Annotated in this window: 25 protein-coding genes; all 25 read right to left on the bottom strand. The window is 31.0% G+C overall.

Going from position 1 to position 22,226, the window contains the following annotated elements; translation table 11 throughout:
• Window positions 1-3: 3 nt before the first annotated feature.
• The 25 genes from AACQ14_RS10090 to AACQ14_RS09970 all read right to left on the bottom strand — a co-directional run bounded on the left by AACQ14_RS10090 (window position 4) and on the right by AACQ14_RS09970 (window position 22,116).
• On the bottom strand, window positions 4-627 hold the full coding sequence (locus AACQ14_RS10090; RefSeq protein WP_339363458.1) for a chemotaxis protein CheC: 624 nt from the start codon (window positions 625-627) through the stop codon (window positions 4-6).
• Between the two features lie 74 nt (window positions 628-701).
• Complete coding sequence (locus tag AACQ14_RS10085; RefSeq protein ID WP_339363457.1) at window positions 702-1,148, bottom strand: chemotaxis protein CheW; 447 nt, start codon at window positions 1,146-1,148, stop codon at window positions 702-704.
• A 14-nt stretch (window positions 1,149-1,162) separates the two neighbouring features.
• A complete protein-coding gene (locus AACQ14_RS10080; protein WP_339363456.1) occupies window positions 1,163-3,214 on the bottom strand; it encodes a chemotaxis protein CheA in 2,052 nt (683 codons plus the stop codon).
• Window positions 3,214-4,344: a protein-glutamate methylesterase/protein-glutamine glutaminase gene (locus tag AACQ14_RS10075; RefSeq protein ID WP_339363455.1), complete on the bottom strand. Its 1,131-nt coding sequence runs from the start codon at window positions 4,342-4,344 to the stop codon at window positions 3,214-3,216. Before AACQ14_RS10075 ends, AACQ14_RS10080 begins: the two co-directional genes overlap by 1 nt.
• Complete coding sequence (locus tag AACQ14_RS10070) at window positions 4,301-4,972, bottom strand: flagellar brake protein (RefSeq protein ID WP_339363454.1); 672 nt, start codon at window positions 4,970-4,972, stop codon at window positions 4,301-4,303. The genes AACQ14_RS10075 and AACQ14_RS10070 overlap by 44 nt, the downstream gene beginning before the upstream one ends.
• Window positions 4,973-4,982: 10 nt before the next feature.
• Window positions 4,983-5,870, bottom strand: a complete 888-nt coding sequence (locus AACQ14_RS10065; protein ID WP_339363452.1) for a MinD/ParA family protein — start codon at window positions 5,868-5,870, stop codon at window positions 4,983-4,985.
• A gap of 2 nt (window positions 5,871-5,872) precedes the next feature.
• Window positions 5,873-7,024 (bottom strand): flagellar biosynthesis protein FlhF, encoded by a 1,152-nt coding sequence (gene flhF / locus AACQ14_RS10060; RefSeq protein ID WP_339363450.1) that lies wholly within the window; start codon window positions 7,022-7,024, stop codon window positions 5,873-5,875.
• On the bottom strand, window positions 7,021-9,063 hold the full coding sequence (gene flhA / locus AACQ14_RS10055; protein ID WP_339363449.1) for a flagellar biosynthesis protein FlhA: 2,043 nt from the start codon (window positions 9,061-9,063) through the stop codon (window positions 7,021-7,023). Before flhA ends, flhF begins: the two co-directional genes overlap by 4 nt.
• Before the next feature lie 5 nt (window positions 9,064-9,068).
• Entirely contained in the window at window positions 9,069-10,199 is a 1,131-nt protein-coding gene (gene flhB / locus AACQ14_RS10050; protein ID WP_339363448.1) for a flagellar biosynthesis protein FlhB, read from the bottom strand.
• A gap of 1 nt (window position 10,200) precedes the next feature.
• The gene (gene fliR, locus AACQ14_RS10045; RefSeq protein WP_339363447.1) at window positions 10,201-10,986 is read right to left on the bottom strand and encodes a flagellar biosynthetic protein FliR; all 786 of its coding nucleotides are present in this window, start codon (window positions 10,984-10,986) and stop codon (window positions 10,201-10,203) included.
• 10 nt (window positions 10,987-10,996) lie between these two features.
• On the bottom strand, window positions 10,997-11,269 hold the full coding sequence (fliQ, locus tag AACQ14_RS10040) for a flagellar biosynthesis protein FliQ (RefSeq protein ID WP_113675203.1): 273 nt from the start codon (window positions 11,267-11,269) through the stop codon (window positions 10,997-10,999).
• Window positions 11,270-11,308: 39 nt separating this feature from the next.
• Window positions 11,309-12,106, bottom strand: a complete 798-nt coding sequence (gene fliP / locus AACQ14_RS10035; RefSeq protein ID WP_339363446.1) for a flagellar type III secretion system pore protein FliP — start codon at window positions 12,104-12,106, stop codon at window positions 11,309-11,311.
• Between the two features lie 24 nt (window positions 12,107-12,130).
• Window positions 12,131-12,496 carry a flagellar biosynthetic protein FliO gene (fliO, locus tag AACQ14_RS10030; RefSeq protein WP_339363445.1) on the bottom strand — a complete coding sequence of 122 codons (366 nt, stop codon included), beginning with the start codon at window positions 12,494-12,496 and terminating at the stop codon, window positions 12,131-12,133.
• A 4-nt stretch (window positions 12,497-12,500) separates the two neighbouring features.
• Window positions 12,501-12,863: a response regulator gene (locus AACQ14_RS10025; RefSeq protein ID WP_339363444.1), complete on the bottom strand. Its 363-nt coding sequence runs from the start codon at window positions 12,861-12,863 to the stop codon at window positions 12,501-12,503.
• Between the two features lie 23 nt (window positions 12,864-12,886).
• Window positions 12,887-14,038 carry a flagellar motor switch phosphatase FliY gene (gene fliY, locus AACQ14_RS10020; protein ID WP_339363443.1) on the bottom strand — a complete coding sequence of 384 codons (1,152 nt, stop codon included), beginning with the start codon at window positions 14,036-14,038 and terminating at the stop codon, window positions 12,887-12,889.
• A 3-nt stretch (window positions 14,039-14,041) separates the two neighbouring features.
• Window positions 14,042-15,025: a flagellar motor switch protein FliM gene (fliM, locus tag AACQ14_RS10015; protein WP_339363442.1), complete on the bottom strand. Its 984-nt coding sequence runs from the start codon at window positions 15,023-15,025 to the stop codon at window positions 14,042-14,044.
• 30 nt (window positions 15,026-15,055) lie between these two features.
• Entirely contained in the window at window positions 15,056-15,568 is a 513-nt protein-coding gene (locus AACQ14_RS10010; RefSeq protein WP_339363441.1) for a flagellar basal body-associated FliL family protein, read from the bottom strand.
• A gap of 10 nt (window positions 15,569-15,578) precedes the next feature.
• Window positions 15,579-16,400, bottom strand: coding sequence for an OmpA family protein (locus AACQ14_RS10005; RefSeq protein WP_339363440.1), 822 nt, complete (start codon window positions 16,398-16,400; stop codon window positions 15,579-15,581).
• Window positions 16,393-17,127 (bottom strand): motility protein A, encoded by a 735-nt coding sequence (locus AACQ14_RS10000; protein ID WP_339363439.1) that lies wholly within the window; start codon window positions 17,125-17,127, stop codon window positions 16,393-16,395. Before AACQ14_RS10000 ends, AACQ14_RS10005 begins: the two co-directional genes overlap by 8 nt.
• 224 nt (window positions 17,128-17,351) lie before the next feature.
• Window positions 17,352-17,543: a flagellar FlbD family protein gene (locus tag AACQ14_RS09995; protein ID WP_339363438.1), complete on the bottom strand. Its 192-nt coding sequence runs from the start codon at window positions 17,541-17,543 to the stop codon at window positions 17,352-17,354.
• Between the two features lie 79 nt (window positions 17,544-17,622).
• Window positions 17,623-18,924, bottom strand: a complete 1,302-nt coding sequence (locus AACQ14_RS09990) for a flagellar hook protein FlgE (protein WP_339363437.1) — start codon at window positions 18,922-18,924, stop codon at window positions 17,623-17,625.
• An 81-nt stretch (window positions 18,925-19,005) separates the two neighbouring features.
• Entirely contained in the window at window positions 19,006-19,398 is a 393-nt protein-coding gene (locus AACQ14_RS09985; protein WP_339363436.1) for a TIGR02530 family flagellar biosynthesis protein, read from the bottom strand.
• Between the two features lie 19 nt (window positions 19,399-19,417).
• Window positions 19,418-19,993 (bottom strand): flagellar hook capping FlgD N-terminal domain-containing protein, encoded by a 576-nt coding sequence (locus tag AACQ14_RS09980; RefSeq protein ID WP_339363435.1) that lies wholly within the window; start codon window positions 19,991-19,993, stop codon window positions 19,418-19,420.
• 13 nt (window positions 19,994-20,006) lie between these two features.
• Complete coding sequence (locus AACQ14_RS09975) at window positions 20,007-21,308, bottom strand: flagellar hook-length control protein FliK (protein ID WP_339363434.1); 1,302 nt, start codon at window positions 21,306-21,308, stop codon at window positions 20,007-20,009.
• 49 nt (window positions 21,309-21,357) lie between these two features.
• On the bottom strand, window positions 21,358-22,116 hold the full coding sequence (locus AACQ14_RS09970; protein WP_339363433.1) for a MotE family protein: 759 nt from the start codon (window positions 22,114-22,116) through the stop codon (window positions 21,358-21,360).
• Between the last annotated feature and the right edge of the window lie 110 nt (window positions 22,117-22,226).

Below are 22,226 nucleotides of genomic sequence, written 5' to 3'. Positions count from 1 at the left end.
ATATTATTCTGTTATCCCTAGAGATTTTAATATTGTCCCATAGGATTTAACATCAGGAATCAATATAAAGTTGCCGAATACTTTATCCTCACCTTCGCCAAATTCTGTTTGTATTAATAATGCTTTGTCCCCAATTTTACCAAATTCAATAGCAGGTACACTCAGTATTGCTCCAGCCATGTCAATAGCCATATATGGTATAGATGATATGATTTTTAAATTAGTTAATGATGATAATGAATTTAAATATGCACCAGTTATAATATTTCCTATTTCTTTTAAAGCGGATAAATCTATTTCAGTAAAATCTTCAAATGTATTTAACTCTTTTCCCATAAGAATATTAACTAAATTATGTGCAGATACCTTTTCAAGTACAAACATCATCATTCCATTGATTTCACCTTCAACATTAAGAAGTATTCCAACAACTTGATTTTCAGCACCGCCTAATACCTCTGATAGCTCCTTGAATTCAGATATATTAACCTTAGGTACTCCCATATCAATTTTTTTGTTAATCATTTGAGAGAGAGCAGTTGTAGCATTACCTGCCCCAATATTACCAAGTTCTCTTAAAACATCCAGCTGTATATTATCTAAAGTATCAATATTAATATTATCCATTAAAATATCCAATCCCTTCACATAAGACATGAAACACTCATTTTTAGTCTATTATATCTAGTCAGTTTAGTCGTTTAATCATTAGTATTTATTAAGCCATCAATATTAAGTAGTGTTACTAATTCTTTTCCTATCTTACCAACACCTTGAACATAATTTGATCTCTCGTCACTGGAATCTTTTGATATTTTTTCAATATCTTCTTCAGTCAAGTTTATGACTTCTTTTACTTCATCAACAATTAGTCCCATTGGATTACCATCTAATTTTACTATAATAATTCTTGTGTTATTAGTATACTCATCTGGTTCTAGCCCAAATTTCAACCTTAAACTCATTACAGGAATAATATCTCCTCTTAAATTAATAACACCTTTTATATAGTATGGCGCTTTTGGAACCCTGGTAACTTTTAACATTCTTTCAATATTATGTACAAATTGTATATTAACTCCGTATTGCTCATGACCAATTTTTGCAACTATAAATTGTATTAACTCTTGATTTTTATTTTCTTCCATTTTAGGCCCTCCTATTATACTAATGAATTGACATCCAAAATTAATGCAACCTCACCATCACCAAGTATAGTAGCTCCAGCAATCAATTTGATATTAGTTAAATATTTACCTAGTGTTTTAATTACTATCTCTTGTTGTCCAATCAGAGAATCAACTACTATTCCTGCTTGTTTTTCTCCTTTATTTACAATAACTACTGTTAAAGAATCTTTTTCGGCATCAACACTTGGAATATCTAATTTATCATGTAGCCTTATAATTGGTATTACATGACCTCTAAGATTAATGACTTCTTGATTTTGAATATATTTGATATCAGAAATTAATACATCCTCTATATTTTGAATAGTGTTTAGAGGTATTGCATATTTTTCTTCACCAAGATTAACCATAAGAGCTTGTATAATAGCAAGTGTAAGAGGTAGTCTAATAATAAACTTACTGCCCTTATTAAGTTCTGTCTTAACTTCAATATCACCACCAAGAGCCTCTATTTTAGTCTTAACTACGTCTAGACCTACACCCCTGCCAGATACATCTGATATTTTTTCTGCAGTACTGAAGCTTGGTCTGAATAATAATTCAATGATCTCTTGGTCGTTCATACTATCAGCTTGTTCTGCTGATAGAACACCATTACTTATAGCTTTATTTTTAATCTTATTTACATCAATACCATTACCATCATCGTTAACTTCAATAATTACATTATTTCCATCTTGATAGGCTCTAAGGTCAATATTACCTACTGGGTCTTTGCCAGCTTTCACCCTTACATCTGGAGTCTCTAATCCATGATCTCCTGCATTTCTTAATAAATGAACTAAAGGATCACCTATCTCATCTATAACTGTTCTATCAAGTTCAGTTTCTTCACCAGACATATGTAATTCAATCTTTTTATTAAGTTTTCTGGATAAGTCACGAATCAGTCTTGGGAAACGATTAAATACACGTTCTATTGGAACCATTCTGACTTTCATAACAGCATCATGTAAATTAGTAGTTATCCTTTCCAGATATTCTATTTGTTCATTAAAATTCTGGCTGGTATTTTTTAATTCTATAGTTTCTAAACCATTTTTTATAATAATAAGCTCACTTACCAAATTCATAAGAGTATCAAGTCTTTCTATATCTACTCTTACAGTTCTATTTGTTTTTGGCTTTGACAAATTGGTTTTATTAGAAGTATTTTTCTCTTTATTAGTTTTTTTATCATTACCTGCTACATTAGTTTGTTGATCTACAACCTCTTGTTTTTGTTCAGGGATATTTACTTCATCAGTTAACACTTCTGTAACTTCAGCAATAGAACTTAATTCTTTTATTATATTAGAAGAATCCTCTTTAGTTACTATGAAGGTAGAGAAATTAGTATCAAATTTTTCATCTTCAATGTCTTGAACTGCAGGATATGACTTTATAACTTGTCCTAATTTTTCAAGGGTTCTAAATACAATAAAAGCTCTAGCTGATTTTAGAACACAACTTTCACTAATATAGATAGTTATTCCATACACCTTAAAATCTTCTTCATAAGCTTTACTGATTGCATTTTTTTCAAAATCAGTAAAATTGATATTAAGATGTTTCCTTTTTTCTGAATCTGATAATGATTCTTCTTTCACAGATGTATCATTAGTACTCTCTGTATTATTAGTAGTATCAGATTCGTGAATCTCATTATTCAATATCATATTAAGTTTATCAATAATATTTTGATTATCATTGTCTCCTTCTGAACCAGATTCAACAATTAAATCAACATATTGTTCTAATGCATCTAGACATTGAAATAGTACGTCTAGTAGATTAGCTTCTACTTTAATGCTTCCATTCCTAATTTCAGATAACACATTTTCCATATCATGTGTTAACTTCTGCATCCGTTTATACCCCATTGTAGCAGCCATACCTTTCAAAGTATGAGCAACTCTAAAAACTTCATTAATTAATTCTACGTTATCTGTGTTTTTTTCAAGTTCCAATAACGATTCATTTAAACTTTGTAAATGTTCCTTTGATTCTTCGATAAATATTTCTAGATATTGGCTTATATCCATTAAAGTACCCCCACTTTCTTAAGTATTGAGTCTGATATTGATTCTAATGGTACTATTTCATCAGCAATACCCTTAGCAACAACAGCTTTAGGCATTCCATATACAACACATGTTTCTTCATTTTGGGCGATTATATGAATCTTATGGCTTTTTTTAAGATTAACAAGACCTTCTGTTCCATCACTTCCCATACCTGTCATGATTACACCTGTAAGATCTTTGATATTAATGTCAACTAAAGAATTCATCATAACATCTACAGCTGGCCTATGTCCTCTAAGAGGTTCATCTTTCGATAATCTTATAATCATCTTGCAATTATTATCTTGAATTACCTTCATATGGTAATTACCTGGTGCAATATATGCTGTACCATTTTCAATCACATCACCATCTTCAGCCTCTTTAATGTGTATATCACTTAATTGATTAAGTCGGTCAGCTAGAGACTTTGTAAATCCTGCTGGCATATGTTGTACAATAATAATTCCTGCATCTAGATTACTAGGTAAATATGGTAAGACATATTGAAGAGCCCTAGGTCCGCCAGTTGAACAACCAATAGCAACTATTTTATTTTTACATAAACAGCCTTTTCTCCTAGCTTGAATGAATGGTTTTGTCCTTTTTTCAATTGTCTCAATAGGTTTTAATTGAGATATTCCAGAATTATTAATATTAACTGCCATTAATAATTTTTCAACTAAACTATTTTTCATTTCCTCTGTATTGACTTTAAATATGTTTTGAGGTTTAGTAACAAAATCGATTGCTCCAAGTTCAAGTGCTTTAATAGTCTCTTCTCTTCCTTCAATAGCTAAAGTACTCATTACAATTACTGGAACATTAAGGTTAAGAGCTTTTAGTTGCTCTAACATCTGTAAACCATTCATAATTGGCATTTCAATATCAAGGGTTACAACATCTGGATTTAACTCTTTTATCTTTACAATCCCTTCTTTTCCATTTTTTGCAGTTCCTATTACTTCACACCTAGAATCACTTTTAATTATATCAGATATAACTCTTCTCATGAATGCAGAGTCATCAATAATAAGTATTTTTTTCTTCATTATGCCCATATCATCACAGTCCTTTTTTTCGCTTTCGTCTCTTACGCTCTTCTTCAAAGATAAATTTAATTATCTTTTCTCTGTCCTCATTTGAAATATCATCAAACATAATTCTTGTTTCATATTTCATTGTCTCAAAGTCTACTATATCAGATAATATAACATTACCTTTAAGTTCTATAGTATCTGCTTTGTTGTTACTGTTTAAGTTTAGTTTACATTTTAATGTAGAACCAGCATCCATCTTCATTTTTGAGGTAAATCTTAGCCCCCCGCCACTTATATCTACAATTAGTCCTTCACTCCATGTATCCTCATTTATATCTGCAAAAAGAATAGAAAGAATGCATTCCAATCTAAAATATTGTCTTCTTTGGCTTTTCTCCATTGCAGATTTAACTTCCATTGTAATCAAATGCAACTCTTGTTTCTTATACCTATTCTTAACTGAAGACTTACATTTATATAATCCACCTTTAGTATATATAGATAAGATATAAGATGCTCCTACCTCTAGAGGAATAATCTTTCCATTTTCAACTGGAGCAGATATTATTATTTCATCGTCATTAATATCTTGTATTATACTAACATATACTTTCTCATTTTTATAAGTTTCATTTGTATTAAATTTCAATCTTGATACTTCAACCTTATCTCCTAATGCTAATGCTTTGTGTATCATATTTACCACCTTATTTGTACTTTTTAAATTTCATTAAATTATTAAAAACACTTCTAAGTCCAACATCTTGTTTAGCTTTATAAGTGCTATGGTTCAATAAGTTGTCAGCTATAACTTCAAAAGCTTTTGATACTTTTGATCTGGGATATAATATAGATACAGGTTTTTGTTGGATAACTGCTTTTGTTAAGTAACTATCTTGTGGCAAAAACCCTATATTATTTAATCCTATACCTAAAAATTTATTGGTAACCTTATTAAGTTTATTGTATATTTCTAGTCCTTCAGATTCGCTGGACACTCTATTAACTAATAAGTTAATATCTGTAGATTTGTAATCCTCTCTTTTTCTATTTTTCAGTGCTTTTAATACAGCATAAGCGTCAGTTATTGAAGTTGGTTCTGGTGTAGTTACCAAAATAACTTCATTAGAAGAAACGATAAAATCTAATACTGAATCTGATATACCTGCACCTGTATCAATTATTATGATATCTGCTAAATGGTCTAGTTCCAGTAATTTTTCATTCAAGAAATTCAATTGGTCTTTGGATAAATTAATTAACTCTTGCACTCCTGAACCACCTGATATGAATTCTATTCCAAGGGGACCTGAAGTTAAAACCTCTTCTATACTCATACCATTATAGATCAAATCAAAAAGGTTGTGTTTAGGTATAATCCCAAATATAACTTCTATGTTAGCAAGTCCGAAATCTGCATCAAATATAACGACCCTCTTACCCATTTTCTTGAAATTAATCGCTAGGTTAACTGATACATTAGATTTGCCTACTCCACCTTTTCCGCTAGTTACAGTTATTACTTTAGAAGAACTTTTATTACTGAATGACTGCTTTTTTCTCATCATATTCCGTAAGTTAATAGCTTGATCCATAGTTATCCTTGTCCCCCTAATAAACTTTTTGCAATGTTATGTGGATTAACTTCTGTTATATCATCAGGTACATTCTGTCCAAATGTCACATAGGATAACTTTACTCCTAACTTATACCTAAAATTAAGTATGTTACCTACACATATTGACTCATCTAATTTAGTAAAGATAACTTTAAAATCTGTTATATTCATATAACTCTCAGCAATACTTATTAAATCTTTATATTTAGTTGTAACACTTAAGACTAAGTATACTTCATTTCTAGGAATAAGACTCAATAGTTCTTCCATATCGTCTAATTTTTCACTATTTTTATGAGATCTGCCTGCTGTATCAATGATTATTAAATCTTTATCCTCAAATCTTTTTATGGATGATTTTATATCTTCATTATTATAAACCACTTCAACAGGTATATTCAATATTTTTGCAAAAGTTCTTAATTGTTCAACTGCAGCAATTCTATATGTATCAGCAGTTATCAATCCGATACTTTTATCATTATTCAGTGCAAAGTAAGATGCGAGTTTTGCTATTGTTGTTGTTTTACCAACTCCTGTAGGACCAATAAAAGTAATAATCTTAGGTCCTGTACCGCTGAAATCAACCGTTTCAATATCACCTAATTCATTTATTATCCTTTTATATATTATTGAAACCAAATCATTCATCTTTATATTACCTTTTGATAAAGACTCATTTAAGCCAAACATTATTTTGTTCGCAACTTTTTCATTGACTTCATTCTTAATTAACTGACTATATATCAAATTTATCAACGGTATGTTTTTTTCAGATACTTGCTCTTTTTCAATGATTAGATTATTATCTTTTTCACCATTTCTAATAATCTGTTCAAGTTTATTAAGTTTATCTTCAATATTTTCTATGGACTTTGAATGATATATATTATCATATTTTTCTTCTGTTTCTAATACTTTTTTGTCCATAATTTGTTTTTCATTCGCTGCAGCAGCTTCTTTATCTTCAAGAGCCGCTGTAACTTGAACACATGGATGTTTAAATAACTTAAAAATACCTTTTGGCTTAATGTTTTTTACACTTACTATTAAAGCTTCTTTTCCAAATTCTTCTTTGACCTGTAACATAGCTTCTTTTTCTGTATTTGCTTCAAATTGCTTTATTTTCAACCAATACTCACCATCCCTACTGATTGTATTTCTGCATTAGCATCCAATTCATTGTAAGATAATATAATCAAATCTGGATATTGCTCTTCTGTAAGGCGTCTAAAATAAATTCTTACAATAGGAGAAGTTAATAATATAGGGGTACGACCTATTGAACTTAATTTATTGGTTTCTTGCTCAACAGAATTAAATATCTTAGCAGTAATTTCTGGATCTAACGCCAAATATGTACCTTGTTCTGTATTCTTTACACTATCCATTATCTTTTGCTCTAAACCTGGGTCCAAAGTAATTACACTATTACTTTCGCTTTCATCAAAAAATGTGGATGATATCGCCCGTTTTAGACTTTGTCTAACATATTCAGTTAATATATCAGTATCTCTGTTGGTAATAGCATTATCAGCTAATGTCTCAAAGATAGTAACCAAATCCCTTATTGAAACTCCTTCATTCAATAGGTTCATAAGAACTTTTTGTACTTCACCTACGCTAAGTAATTTTGGTACCAATTCATCAACTAATGTAGGGTTACTTTCTTTGACATTATTTATTAGAGTCTGTACATCTTGTCTTGTCATAAGTTCATCAAGATGTTTCTTAATTACTTCAGTAAGATGAGTAGCAATAATTGATGGGGGATCAACTACTGTATACCCAATAGTTTCTGCTCTTTCTCTTTGGTTTTCAGTTATCCATAAGGCTGGTAGATTAAATGCAGGTTCAACTGTTTCTATTCCGTCTAATTCTTCTTCAACAAAACCTGGATTCATTGCCATATAGTGATCAAAAATAATTTCACCTTCAGCAACTTTAATTCCTTTTATTTTAATTATATATTGATTAGGGTTTAACTGTATATTATCCCTTAGTCTTATGATAGGAACGATAGTTCCAAGTTCAAGAGCTATCTGACGTCTAATCATTACTACTCTATCTAATAAATCTCCACCTTGATTTACATCGGCTAGCGGAATAATACCATAACCAAATTCAAGCTCTATAGGGTCAACTTGTAATAAAGAAACAACATTCTCTGGTTTTCTAATCTCTTCCGCTTCAATATCCTCAGTAGATATTTCTTGATCCACTGCCTGAATTTGCATATTGTTCTGCATTTTCCAAGCTGATACAATTGCTAAAATACCTGCTACAGAAACTATTAAAAAAGGAAGTGGTGTAAAAATACCTAAAAACACCAATACACTTCCACTAAAATATAATACTTTTGGAAGTGAGAACAGTTGTTGCATTAACTGGTCTCCAACTTCTGCCTCTTTGGAAACTTTTGTAACTAATATACCTGTCGCCAAAGATATTAATAGAGCTGGAATCTGGCTTACAAGTCCATCTCCGATTGTAAGGATTGTATACTTTTGGAAGGCTTCATTTATACTAAGACCTCCTCTAGTACTACCAATGACTAAACCACCTACAATATTGATAAATGTAATAATCAAACCTGTTATTGCATCACCTTTTACATATTTACTAGCACCATCCATTGCCCCATAGAAGGATGCTTCATCCTGAATTTTTGTTCTTCTTTCCTTAGCCTGCATCTCATCTATAAGTCCAGAGTTTAGATCTGCATCTATAGCCATCTGTTTACCAGGCATAGCATCCAAAGTGAATCTTGCGGATACTTCTGATACTCTCTCTGAACCTTTGGTTATAACAAGAAATTGAACAATAATTAATATAATGAACATAACTATTCCTACAACAATATCATCTCCACCAACAAATCTACCAAATGTTTCAATAACATCACCAGCTTCACCACTAGTAAGTATTGACCTTGTAGAAGAAAGGTTCAATGATAAACGATAGATAGTAATAAAAAGCAGTATTGTTGGAAAAGAAGACATATTCAATGCTTCTTGTGCAAATAAAGCATTAAATAATATAATTAATGCTAATGTAATATTAAGTGTGATTAATATGTCTAGTAGGAGAGTGTTCATTGGCACTATCATTATAACAATAGCAAGAATAACAAATAGTCCTAATGCAATGTCCCCGACTTTTATCTTCATAATGCCTAGCCCTCCTTATTTTTCTTAAGATTGTAAACAAATGCTAATACCTCTGCTACAGTCTGATATAACTCTGCAGGTATTTCGTTACCTATATCAACTGTATAATACAAAGTCCTAGCTAACGGTTTATTCTCAACAATTTCTATATCATTATCAATAGCTACACTTTTAATCTTTGCTGCTAATATATCAACACCCTTTGCTATTACCACAGGGGCTAACGACTCTTCACTATCATATTTTATAGCAACAGCAAAATGCGTTGGATTCGTAATAATTACATCTGCATTAGGTAAATCTTGCATCATTCTCTTCATTGAAGCCTCTCGCATTTTCTGACGAATTTTTGATTTGATTTCTGGATTACCTTCTGTTTCTTTATACTCCTGTTTAACTTCTTGTTTTGTCATTTTCAATTGTTTTTCCAAAGAATATCTTTGATATATATAATCAACTACAGCAACAATAATATAAAATGCCCCTACCTTAATACCAATATCAAGAGCTAAATCAGTCATCAGTTTTAATCCATCAAGCAAAGATAAATCATATACTAATAGTATAAGATCTTCTTTCCCTTTGATACTGAAGTAAACAATAACTATAATTATACTTATCTTAAGCAATGCCTTTAACAATTCCATCAGTGAACGTAATGAAAAAAGTCTTTTAAAACCTTGTAAAGGACTTAATTTATTGAATTTCGGCTTCATTGTTTTTGCTGATGGTTTCCATCCAACTTGAAGGAAATTACCAACTAAACCAATTGCCACTACAATAGCAAAAAAAGGAAGTAAGATTTCTAATATACCAGTAAGAGTGTATTTAACTATTTCTACAGCAAAATTTATAGTTAACTCATCAGTGGCTAGTTTAAATTTAGAGTATACATGTTTATACATATTCTGTAGTTTTTCATATATATAAGGAGTAAATAACTTAATCGCAGAAAACATTATTACTAACATAAGTGCAGTTGTAACTTCCATGCTTTTTGCAACTTGTCCTTCTTCTCTAGCTTTTGTCCTTTTACGTTCTGTTGGTTTTTCAGTTTTTTCTCCACCATCATTACTTCCAGCAAAAAATTGAAGATTATAAGCTATAATCACTTTTTTTTCCAGAAAATAGGCCATATTATGAACTCATTCCTTTTATAATCAAATCAACAAAACTTAACATCCTATCAAATATCCACCCACTTACATTTGGAAATACCGATAAAGTAATTAATAAAACAACTAATCCTACCATTAACTTAAGTGGAAGTCCGATAACGAACATATTCATTTGTGGTGTAGCCCTAGCTAATATACCTAGTACTACGTTTATTATAAGCATAACGCCAATCATAGGAGCAGCTATTTTTAGAGCTATGACAAAGTACTCTGTAAAAAATGATAGAACAGATGTATATAAGCCAGGTCTAATTACTGCTTTTCCCAGTGGTATCCATTTAAAACTTTCTGTTAACGCTTTTATGAGAAAAAAATGTGTATTTGTTGCTAACATCATCAATAATAATAAATAGTAATATAGATTACCTGTAATTGTTAACTGAATCTGGCTTAATGGGTCAAAAACATTAACCATTGTAAATCCAATTTGATAGTCTATTAATTGTCCAGCTAAAGTTATAATAGAAAAAGCCAAATAAGCTCCAAAACCTATAAGCCATCCTACTATGAATTCCTTAACGACTAGTAATGCATAAGGTACAACACTAGCACTTGTAACATCTATCTCCATAGGATTTAGATTTATAATAATAACAGCCATGAAAAATGCCATAGTTATCTTGGCTGTCTTAGGAATGGTTCTAATACCAAACAAAGGTACTGATATAAAAAAGCTAATCATTCTAACAAATATAAGTAAAAATATATCTAAATATGTAAAAGGATCGTTTAATAGTAACTCCATAGCAAATCTCCTAATTAATTATAAATGAACCAAACTTAGAGTATAAACTTGTAATTAGTGTTAAAAGTTTATTAAGCATCCAAGGTCCAAATAAAACCAATCCAAGAAATACAGCTAATATTTTAGGTACAAAAGCTAATGTAGGCTCTTGTATAGATGTAACCGTTTGAAATATACTTACTAATAATCCCACTGTCAAAGCCAATAATAACAATGGGCCTGCTACACTTATAACTGTTAGTAAAGCTTCCCTAGCTACATCTATAATCATATCTTGGTTCATACTACAACCATCCTTTCGATATTACGCCAAAAACATTCATCATAGTCTAATGGTTTTAACTAATTCACCAATAATTAAATTCCATCCATCTGCAAGTATAAAAAGTAATAATTTAAAAGGTAATGAAATCATAACTGGCGGAAGCATCATCATACCCATTGACATCAGTGTAGATGCTACAACCATATCTATAACTATAAATGGTATATATATTAAAAATCCAATAATAAAAGCAGCTCTTAGTTCACTAATAATAAAAGCAGGAATTAGAACGCTTGTTGGAATATCTTCGATTTCAGTAACACTTCTACTCTCTGCAATATCTAAAAACAGCGCCAAATCTTTATCATTTACTTGATTCAGCATAAATTTTCTTATAGGCTCCAACCCTTTTTTAATAGCTTCATCTTGGGATATCTCTCCCGCCGAATAAGGTTGTAATGCTGTTTCATTAACATCGGACATTACTGGTGCCATAACAAACAATGTAATAAATAATGCTAACCCTACCAGTACTTGATTAGGCGGCGTTTGTTGAGTAGCAAGTGCCGATCGTACAAAGTGTAAAACAACTATTATTCTAGTAAATGATGTCATCATTACTAAAATAGAAGGTGCTAATGCAATTAAAGTTAATATAAATAAAATTTGTAAACTGCTAACCACATCCTTTCCGTTCTCTGCTGCACTAACATTAAAATCAATAGAAAAAGGAATTGGACTATCAGCAGTAGCAAATACTTTAGTATTGTTAAATGAAGTAACAATATAGATAATACTTACTAATAAAATAATTTTTGATATCTGTTTTATGTGTTTTAATTTAATATGCCTCATTAAATCTACTCCATTATGTACATTTTATTTCTTACCTAGAAATTTCTCAAGTTGCTTGTTAAATGGAGTAACTTGAGCAATCTTCTCTTTATTATATTTACTTAAATCAATATTGTCTTTATCTATCTCTTTAAGAAATGTAATCTTATCTTTAGTAATACCTATCAAGATATATTCATCACCAATTTTTATTAATTGAATGAATTTTTGAGGCCCAACTGAAATAGACTCAAGCTGATGTATATTTTGGCTAGACCCTTTTTTAATCTGAAATCTTCCAAATACCCTTGTTACATAATAAGCTCCAACTAATACTAAAATAAATAATACCAATAAAACTATAACTTGCCACCATTCACTTTGTCCTGAATATAGATAATATGCAGTCATATGATTATCCTATAACTTTTGAAACAGCTTCAATAACACGCTCCGCCTGGAAAGGCTTAACGATAAAATCTTTTGCTCCAGCTTGTATAGATTCAATAACCATAGCTTGTTGTCCCATTGCAGAACACATTATTATTACAGCATTACTATCATTTCCTTTGATAGTTTTAACAGCCTCAATACCATCCATCTCAGGCATTGTGATATCCATAATTACTAAATCAGGTTTAAATTCATTATATTTTTCAACAGCTTTTATTCCATTTTCAGCTTCTCCAACAACATTATAACCATTCTTGGTTAAAATGTCCTTTATCATCATTCTCATAAAAGCAGCGTCATCAACGATTAAAATATTCTTTCCCATAGAAATCTCTCCTCTTAATAATATTAATTAATTAGGCTTTGGTGGTTGTTTTTAATGATATCGGTGATTCTGATACCAAAATTTTCATCAATAACAACTACTTCACCTTTTGCAACATTTTTTCCATTGACTAATACATCAATTGGTTCGCCGGCTAGTTTTTTAAGCTCAATTATTGTTCCAGGTGCAAATTCTAGTATTTCTTTAATTGGTTTACTAGTTCTTCCTAGCTCAACAGTAACCTCTAATGGTACATCCATTATTAAATCAATATTTTCTTTTTGTTGCATTACAGCATTAATATCAAAATCCTGGAATTGAGCCTGCTGCACATCAATATTTCTAAATTGATTTTCCGAACCCTGATTATACATATTACTATATCCACTCATTTGGTTAGGCATTTGCATTCTTTGATTAGACATCTGCTTGTTAGGAGTAGGTTCAACAGGTTTTTCTACTGGTATTTCTTTTTCTGTCTCTTCTTCTGCCGCTGCTTCTTCTTGACAAGCCATAAAATTCTCATATATGTCTTTTGCAAATTCCATTGGGTATAACTGCATCATTTCACTATCAACCAAATCACCTATTTGCATCTTAAAAGATACCTTAAGGAATTCTTTATTAAGAAATTCAGCAAATTCTTCTGATTCTTCTACATCGAAATCCACAATATTTGATGAAGGAGGATTAATATCTATTTTCTTAGCAAACATAGAAGACATGGAAGTTGCTGCTGAACCTATCATTTGATTCATAGCTTCACTTATTGCGCTAAGATGAAGATCTGATAATGGTGAATCTGTAATTTTACCTTCACCACCCATCATTAAATCTGCAATAATTTTCACATCATCTTCGTGAAGCATTAATAAATTAGTTCCTTCTAATCCTTCTTTATATACAATTTGAATAGCAACACATGGCTTAACAAAATCTTTAGATAGATCTTTCCAGTTAGAAACTGAAACTGTTGGTGTAGTAATTACAACTTTTTGATTAACTAAAGAAAATAATGTTGTTGCAGCAGTACCCATACTTATATTTGATATTTCACCAATTGCATCTTTCTCAGCATCATTTAATTGATACTCAGTTCCTTCACTACTGCTACTTGTATCATCTAATCCCTGTAAAAGGGCATTTATTTCCTCTTGAGATAACATTTCATCCATTGCTTATTCCTCCTCCCTAATAATAGAAGTTATTTTTATAGCATTTTTATGATTAAAAACACCAGGTTTTCCTTTGAACTTTTTGATATTACCTACGTAGACTTCCATTTCAGAATCTACTTTATTGTTAAGTTTAATAATATCTCCTTTTTGAAGATTAACAAAATCATTTACTGAAATACTAGATTGACCAAGAACTGCTTTTATTGGTATTTTAACATTATCTATTTGATGTTCAATGATTTCTTTATATAATTCTTCATTGGTATTTTGTATTGTTGAGAACCAATATTTCGTATTTAACTTGTCCATAATTGGTTCTAAACATAAATATGGTATACAAAAATTCATTAAGCCTTCTACTGGACCTATTTTTATACTTAATGTAATAAGGGCAACTACATCAGTTGGAGATATTACCTGAGCAAATTGTGAATTAGTTTCTATCTTCTCTAATCTAGGAGATAATTCTACAACATTCTTCCATGGCTCTCTCATATTTTGTAAACAAATAACTAATATTTTTTCAATCAATAGTACTTCTATCTCTGAAAAATCTCTCTCTCTATCAAGTGGTTCTCCCTTTCCACCAAGCAATCTATCAATAATAGCATACCCTATATTTACTGATAAATCAACAACAAATGACCCCTTTAATGGTGAAAAATCAACAACTCCTAACAATATAGGATTTGATAATGCATTTGCAAACTCAGAATACGAAATTGCTTCGGAGTTTACAACATCCACTTGCGTCGCAGTTCTTAAGTATGCAGGTAAAGTCGTAGAAATTAATCTTGCATAATGTTCAAAAATAATTTCTAATGTTCTTAGCTGTTCTTTTGAAAATTTTGATGGTCTAGCAAAATCATAATCTTTAATTTGTTTTTCATTAGCATTAGAACGATATTCATCTACGTCTAATTCACCAGTATTCAATGCATTCAACAAATCATCAATTTCGTGTTGTGATAAGACTTCACCCATATCCTCACCTCCTACAGTAAGTGTATTAATTTATCTATATAGGAAATCTCTAATATATACTTCTACAAGAGCGTCTGTATCTAACATTTCAATCATCATATCAAATATCTCATCAGAAAGCACTTGTTGAGTATCTTGCTTTAACATATCTTCTGAATATTTATCACTTAACAATGCTGAAATTCTAGATTTTATTAAGCCTTTGCTTTCTTCAAGTAAAGTTTTTGTATCTTTTAAATCTTTGCTCTTCTTATCTAGCGCAAAACCTACATAGAAAGTAAAACTCATTCGTTTATCTGGGTTATCAATAGAAGGTAATATTACCACCATATTTTCTGTTTCATAACTTTCTATTTGACTTAGAGGTATCTTGTCGGGATCCTTTACTTGTTCTGCTTTATCTGAGTTTCCTGAAGGCTTCAAAATAAATACTGAAATACCTAATAGAATTACAGAACAAACAATCAAAATTACTCCAATCATTAATACTAATTTTCCATTATCTTTTTCACTTTTCACTTTAACTTTCTTTTCCTTTGCCATTAGTTCACCTCTATTCTACTTCTTCTACTTCGTTAAGCTCATCAATATTTTTATACTCCTCACTAACAAGCTTAATTTCTACTCGCCTATTTATAGCACGCCCTTCGGGTGTACTATTGTCTGTTAATGGACGGTATTCTCCGTAACCCGTAGCGGCAATTTTAGAAGGGTCAATATTATGTTCTTTTATCAATCTATATCCAACCGCTATAGCTCTAGCTTGGGATAGTTCCCAGTTACTAGGATATCTAACGGTACTGATTGGTCTATTATCTGTATGACCTTCTATCTGTATTGTTTTATCTGCTAATAATTCTTTTACTTTTACAGATATAACATCTACTAATTTAATAGCATCAGGAGTTAATTCAGCATGTCCACTCTCAAATAATATCTCACCTTCAATAGTTAGCTTAATAATATTTGAATTGTACTCTACTTCAACTTCGTTTTCATATCCTTCTTTTTTTAAGTATTCGTTAATGTCTTCTGCATCTTTTTTAGCTTCTTCTAGTTTACTCTTAGTTAGATCTGCATCTTCTTCACCTTGTTCTTCTAACGGTATTTTATTGTCAAATATAGTCTCAAGACCGTTTACCTGACTTATACCATTAGATATCAATTCATCATCTGTAAGTGAACTGCCTCCAGGCAAAATATCTATTTGGTTCCTAAAAGAGCTCATTGCAGCTTTGAATTTCGCAACATCGATACTTGACATGGAAAAAAGTAAAACAAAGAAACAAAGTAATAGGGTAACTAAATCTCCATATGTACTCATCCAAGCTGGTGAACCAGATTTGCCTCCTTCTGTCTTTCTTTTTCTAGCCATTTATCTCACCCTCTTCACCATCTTGGTTTTTACTTATTTCATTTCTTAAGCTAGGTGCTAAGAAAGCTTTTAATTTTTCTTCAATTACTCGAGGGTTTTCTCCTGCTTGAATAGAAAGTAATCCTTCTATTGAAACTTCTTTTAATAGTATTTCAGATTCACTTATAACTTTCATTTTATTTGCAAAAGGTAATGCAATAAAATTGGCTAGTAGAGAACCATACAATGTAGTTATCAAAGCAACTGACATATTACCACCAATTGTACTTGGATCATTCATTGTTTTTAACATGGCGATAAGTCCAATCAATGTACCTATCATACCCCAGGCAGGACCAAATTCTCCTACTTTTTCCCAAAAGCTTTGAACATTTTTATGTCTGCCTTCAATAAATACTAGCTCTGTTTCAAGTATGTTCCTTACCAATTCAGGGTCAGTACCATCAACAATTAATAGAATCCCTTTTTTCATAAATTCATCATCAATAGATTCTGCAGCTTCTTCTAACGCAAGTAATCCTTCTTTTCTAGCAATATTAGATAATTCTATTATTTTCTTTATTATGTCTCCTTCATTAAGCTGTTTACTCTTAAATACTAATGCTGCAGCTTTGATGGATTTAATAAAATCAGAAAGAGGATAAGATATTAAAGTCGCTGCGAATGCTCCACCGATAGTAATCATTACAGAAGCTGCATCAGTGAAACTTGATATTTGCCCTTTCATAAGTATAGAGCTGAGAATAAAGAAAATACCTGCGACCAAACCTCCAATAGTAGCTAAATCCAACGTTTTCACCTCACTTTAATGATTCTTGTTAATAGGCAATACTTTTTACCCATTTAATATAGAAACTTAATTGCCTATTTATTCTATACTAAGTAAGGTTATAGATTAGTTTAATATATAATAACCTACTAAAGTAACAATAAGCATTTATGAATAATTGGTTATTGAATCTCTATACCAATTTTTCTTTTATATGTAATAACCTTATCTATAATATCTTTAGATGAATCCTTAGTTATGATTTTTTTACCAGTTGTCAGAGTTATTATAGTATTAGGTGTTTCCTCTATGACTTCTATCAAGTCTGAATTAATAACTATTTCCTCATTATTAAGCTTTGTAACATATATCATACAATCACCTTTTAATAATTTTTTATTAGTGGCTAGTGCTTAACCAGCCACTAATATATTAGTTATTTATTAATTATTATTATCGTTTAAGATTAACAAGTTCTTGAAGCATTTCATCTGAAGCAGTAATTATTCTTGAGTTAGCTTGGAATCCTCTTTGGGTAGTAATCATATCAGTGAATTCCCTTGATAAGTCTACGTTGGACATTTCAAGGACTCCACCGTTGAGGCTGCCGCCGTCTGCTGTAGGGTCAACACCTATACCGTCGAATTCACCTGAGTTATTAGTTACTTCAAAAAGATTATTTCCTGATTTTTGAAGTCCTGCTGGATTCTGAAATTTAGCTAAAGCAATCTGACCTAACAGTTTAGTTTGATCATTGGTATATTTACCAAGAATTTTACCATCTGGTCCTATATCGAAACCAGCTATAACCCCTGCTGGGTTTCCTGCCTCAAGACCGTCAGTATCTCCTGCAACACCTTCAACTGTTGTTTTTCCACCAAATTGAGTTAATCCTTTTAAATCTATTTCTATTTCTGCAAAATCTGCACCCGAATTTGAATTCGTAATACCGGTAAGAGTAATTGAACTAGTACCTGTTATATCTAGTTTTCCATCAGAATCAAAGCTAATAATAGGAAGGGCGGCGGGGTTAGAATAACTAATTTTATTACCCTTATCATCCTTAATACTGTCGATTCTAATAGTATACTCATCTGTGTTTACAGTACTATTTATTCTAGCATCAACTGTATATTTATATCCTTGACTATCATAAATACTAAATGTTGTAGCTATTCCAGTAGGTCCAGAAACAGGTGTCGTCAAATTATCGTCATTTTTATTAATATTTCCTGATAAATGTGCTTTACCAGTTTTAGTAGGTTTAGAAAAAACATTTTCTGGCTTAAGAATTTGTATTTTTGACACTTTTTCTTTAACTATATTCCCTTGTGCATCTGGTTGCCATCCCATAACATTTAAACCTTCTGGATTAACTAAATTACCTACCTCATCCAATCTAAAAGCTCCTGCCCTTGAAAACTTAAAACCACCCGCACTTTTCAAGATAAAGAATCCATCACCTTGAATCTTCATATCAAGAGGATTATCAGTTCTCTGTGCAGCACCTTCAGTCATTAATGTATCAATAGATGAAATATTAGCACCAAGTCCTACCTGCATAGGATTTCGGCCACCTATAGATTCACTAGCCCCACTTGCACCTTGCAAAGTTTGACTGAATATTTCATTAAAAGTTACTCTTCCTGACTTAAAACCTGTTGTATTAACATTTGCAATATTGTTACCTATAACATCCATTCTAGTTTGGTGTATTCTTAAACCTGATACACCAGAGTACATAGAACGCATCATAATAATAACCTCCTTTTTTTCGTGCAGTCAAATAATCTCATCTGTCAGTCAGAGATTAAAACCCCCTCTATGAGGTCCAGTTTATATAATGACAGCACCATCGATATTAGTAAAAACTTTATTATCTTGTTCTGATTTTTCCATGGCTGTAACAACAGTCTTATTCTTAATGTTAACAATTAAAGCTACATCATCAATAAGAACTAATGAATCTTTAATCCCTTTTTCTTTTGCTTCATCTATGCCTTTATTAATTCTCTTTAACTGTTCATCTGAAAATTTTATTTTCCTTGAATTAAGGCGCATATTAGCATGTTTTGAAAAATTCAGTTCACTAGTTTTACTTAATTTTTCTTGTAAGACCTTACTGAAATCATCAACTTTGGAATTAAAATTACTATTAGTTTTAATCTGATTTTTATTTACTTTTACTTTATTAGTTGAAACATTATACATAGAAGGATTAATCTTCATGTCATTCACCTACTAGCATCTACTTAGTTTCTGTAGCTTTGTCAGCATCATCTGATTCATCTTCATCGGAATCATCATCTTCTCCTGGAGCATATTTCTCTTGTATTTTAGCAATGTCTTTACTTATCTCTTCAACTTTCTTATTTAATTCTAGTAAATCTATTGGAGCTAAGACGCCTTCAACTTTTTCAAGTGGAACATCTACCTCACCAACTTTTAGAAATACCTTACCATTTTGCATGAATACTCCCCTAACGGTTCCTGCTACAGGAGTTATCTCTAAACTAACTGGATTAACAATATTAGCAAAAATATCTTTATTCATTAATTCATATGCTCTAGACATTGAAGCACTTGTATTTAAGTTTTGCATTTGCTCTAAAGCTGAAAATTGTGCCATCTGTGCCAAGAAATCTTTATCTTGTGTAGGATTAAGAGGATCTTGATATCTCATTTGAGTTACTAATAAGTTAAGAAAAGCATCTTTATCTAAGTCATTAGTCTTTTTGCTTGTTTTCAGAGTATCAATACCATATTTATCCATGATATCTTTAACAACATTACTTTGAGTATTAGTGTTTGAAATATCTGCCATAATATATCCCTCCTTATACGGAATAATCAATTGAATTATTGTTTTCTATGCTAGATGATATATTTTCATCATCTTCCAATAAATCTTCCACAACTTCCCCATCCAAGCCATTATTAATTTTCATCATCTTAGCAGCTCTTCTTTTTTTATTATTGTTCTCATTAAATTGCTTAGGATTATTGTTTTCATTGAACATATTATTATCTGTTACTACTACTTCTAGCTTGTCCACAACAATACCTTGTTCTTGCAGTGACATTCTGAGATTTGCTAAGTTAGCTTCTATTAATTCTTTTACAGCTGGATTTTCTGCCATGAAATTAGCAGTAACAACACCTTCTTGGGTTGTAAGTGAAAAAGCAAGTTTTCCTAGATGTTCAGGTCTAAGTTGAATAAACATCTTGTTTACATCATCAGTTAGATTGACTTTGAAACTAGATACAATCTGGTCAATTACTTCTTCAGTATTAATGTTATATGTAAGAATGTGTTTCTCACCACTTTGGTCAACAACTTCTACTTTTTGTACATTTTGATTGATTGTTATGTTCTGTACATTGTCAGGAATCTCTTTACTACTATTACCTACATCTTCAACTTTTGCATCATCATTTGCCACATCACTTTTTTCAGTTCTATTATCTGTTATCTTTATCTCTGGCATTTGATTCTTATCATTATTTGATTCTTGTTCTGCTGAAGCAACTTGTTCCTTAGAGATCTTTGTATCATTTGTTTCTGTAACTTGGTCATTAGTTGTTTTTGTATCATTCTCTTGATTCATTTCTGCAATAAGTTCCTTGATGTCTTCTTTTTCTAAATTGCAATCTTCACTTAAATCACTAAGTTCTGTTTTTAATTCTTTTACATTAACTGCTGCATCAGGTAACATCAATAACTCAAGTGAATCTTCAACATTGTACAAAGCCATTAGAAACGTATTGAGTTTGTCAGGTAAAAGTAAATCAAAAATAGTCATATTAAGCTGGGCTAACATTTCATTTAATTGTTCTTCTGTGATGTTCAATTTTTCAGTTACTTGATCAACAATATCTGCTTCTAATTCCTCTAAATCAACTTCACCTTCAGGCTCATCTTGCACTGGTTTTTCTGTATTTTTTATCTTATGTTGATTATTATTTGTAGGTTTAACCTTAGTAACAGGTTTTTCTACATTATCCTGTTTTATTTTATTGTTAGATTGTTGATTAAGTATTTCATTGAAATTACTGTCAGCAGCTTTTTCATTGTTAGTTTTGACATTACTTTTAACCCCAACTGCTAAATCCATTTTACTGGCAACCATTGTAACCATTCTTTTCGCCTCCTTCCTTTAACTAGAGAAATCAGACTGACATCTCTTCTTATTTTTTTGGAAACATATATTCAGTGATTTTTGCCGCTGTCTTTGTGTCCATAGCACCGAGTATTGCTCCCCGCTGTTCGCTATCTATATTATTAAGGATTTGAACAACCATTTTCATTTTGGAAGATGTAGTTGTCATCTTCGCTAATATGGCAGCTGCATTAGCAGCCTTCATCTGTCCATATGATGATGCTATATCTAGAATTTCTTTGTCATATTTCTCTATTTGGATAGCTTCTGCATATATTTTTGCAGCATTTTCTGGCTTCATTTCTTCATAAAAGCTAATAAAATTACTGATATCTGGAACGCCTTCGCCGAATACTACCAATTCATCAAATTCTTTTTTCTTTTCGTCAAAAGTTGCTTGATTCTCTTCAAAAACTTTTAGCCTTGCATTTTCGTCTTGACATAACTTTAATTCTTCTGAGAGCTTTTCTATTTCAATTTCTTTATCTTTCAAAAGAGTTTCTGTAACCTTCAATCGTTCTACAGCTTCATCAATGTTTTCGAATGCATAGTTATCATCAGCTGTCATATCTTCGCTTAATATTTCTTCAGTCACATTTGGTAAGATATTATTTAATACTGGTACATTCTTTAGAACAGGATAAGCATATTTACTTCCAATATTACCTATATCTATCTTGATAACAGCACAGATACCACCTATTATTATGATTATTATAATTAGTACTGCTATGATTTTACCAAAACCTGATTTACTTTCTTTAAATTCAATACTTTCGTTTTCCATGAACGTACATTCCTTTCAGTCCACTAAAACTTTAATGGCTTTATTAACGTATGTTACTTTGAAACAGCGAAAATATCACTGTTTTTCAGTTGTATTAATGAATACCACAG

Origin of the sequence: Vallitalea maricola (assembly GCF_036985595.1) — a bacterium.
GTDB classification, from domain to species: domain Bacteria; phylum Bacillota; class Clostridia; order Lachnospirales; family Vallitaleaceae; genus Vallitalea; species Vallitalea maricola.
This window is presented reverse-complemented; position numbering and strand designations above follow the sequence as displayed.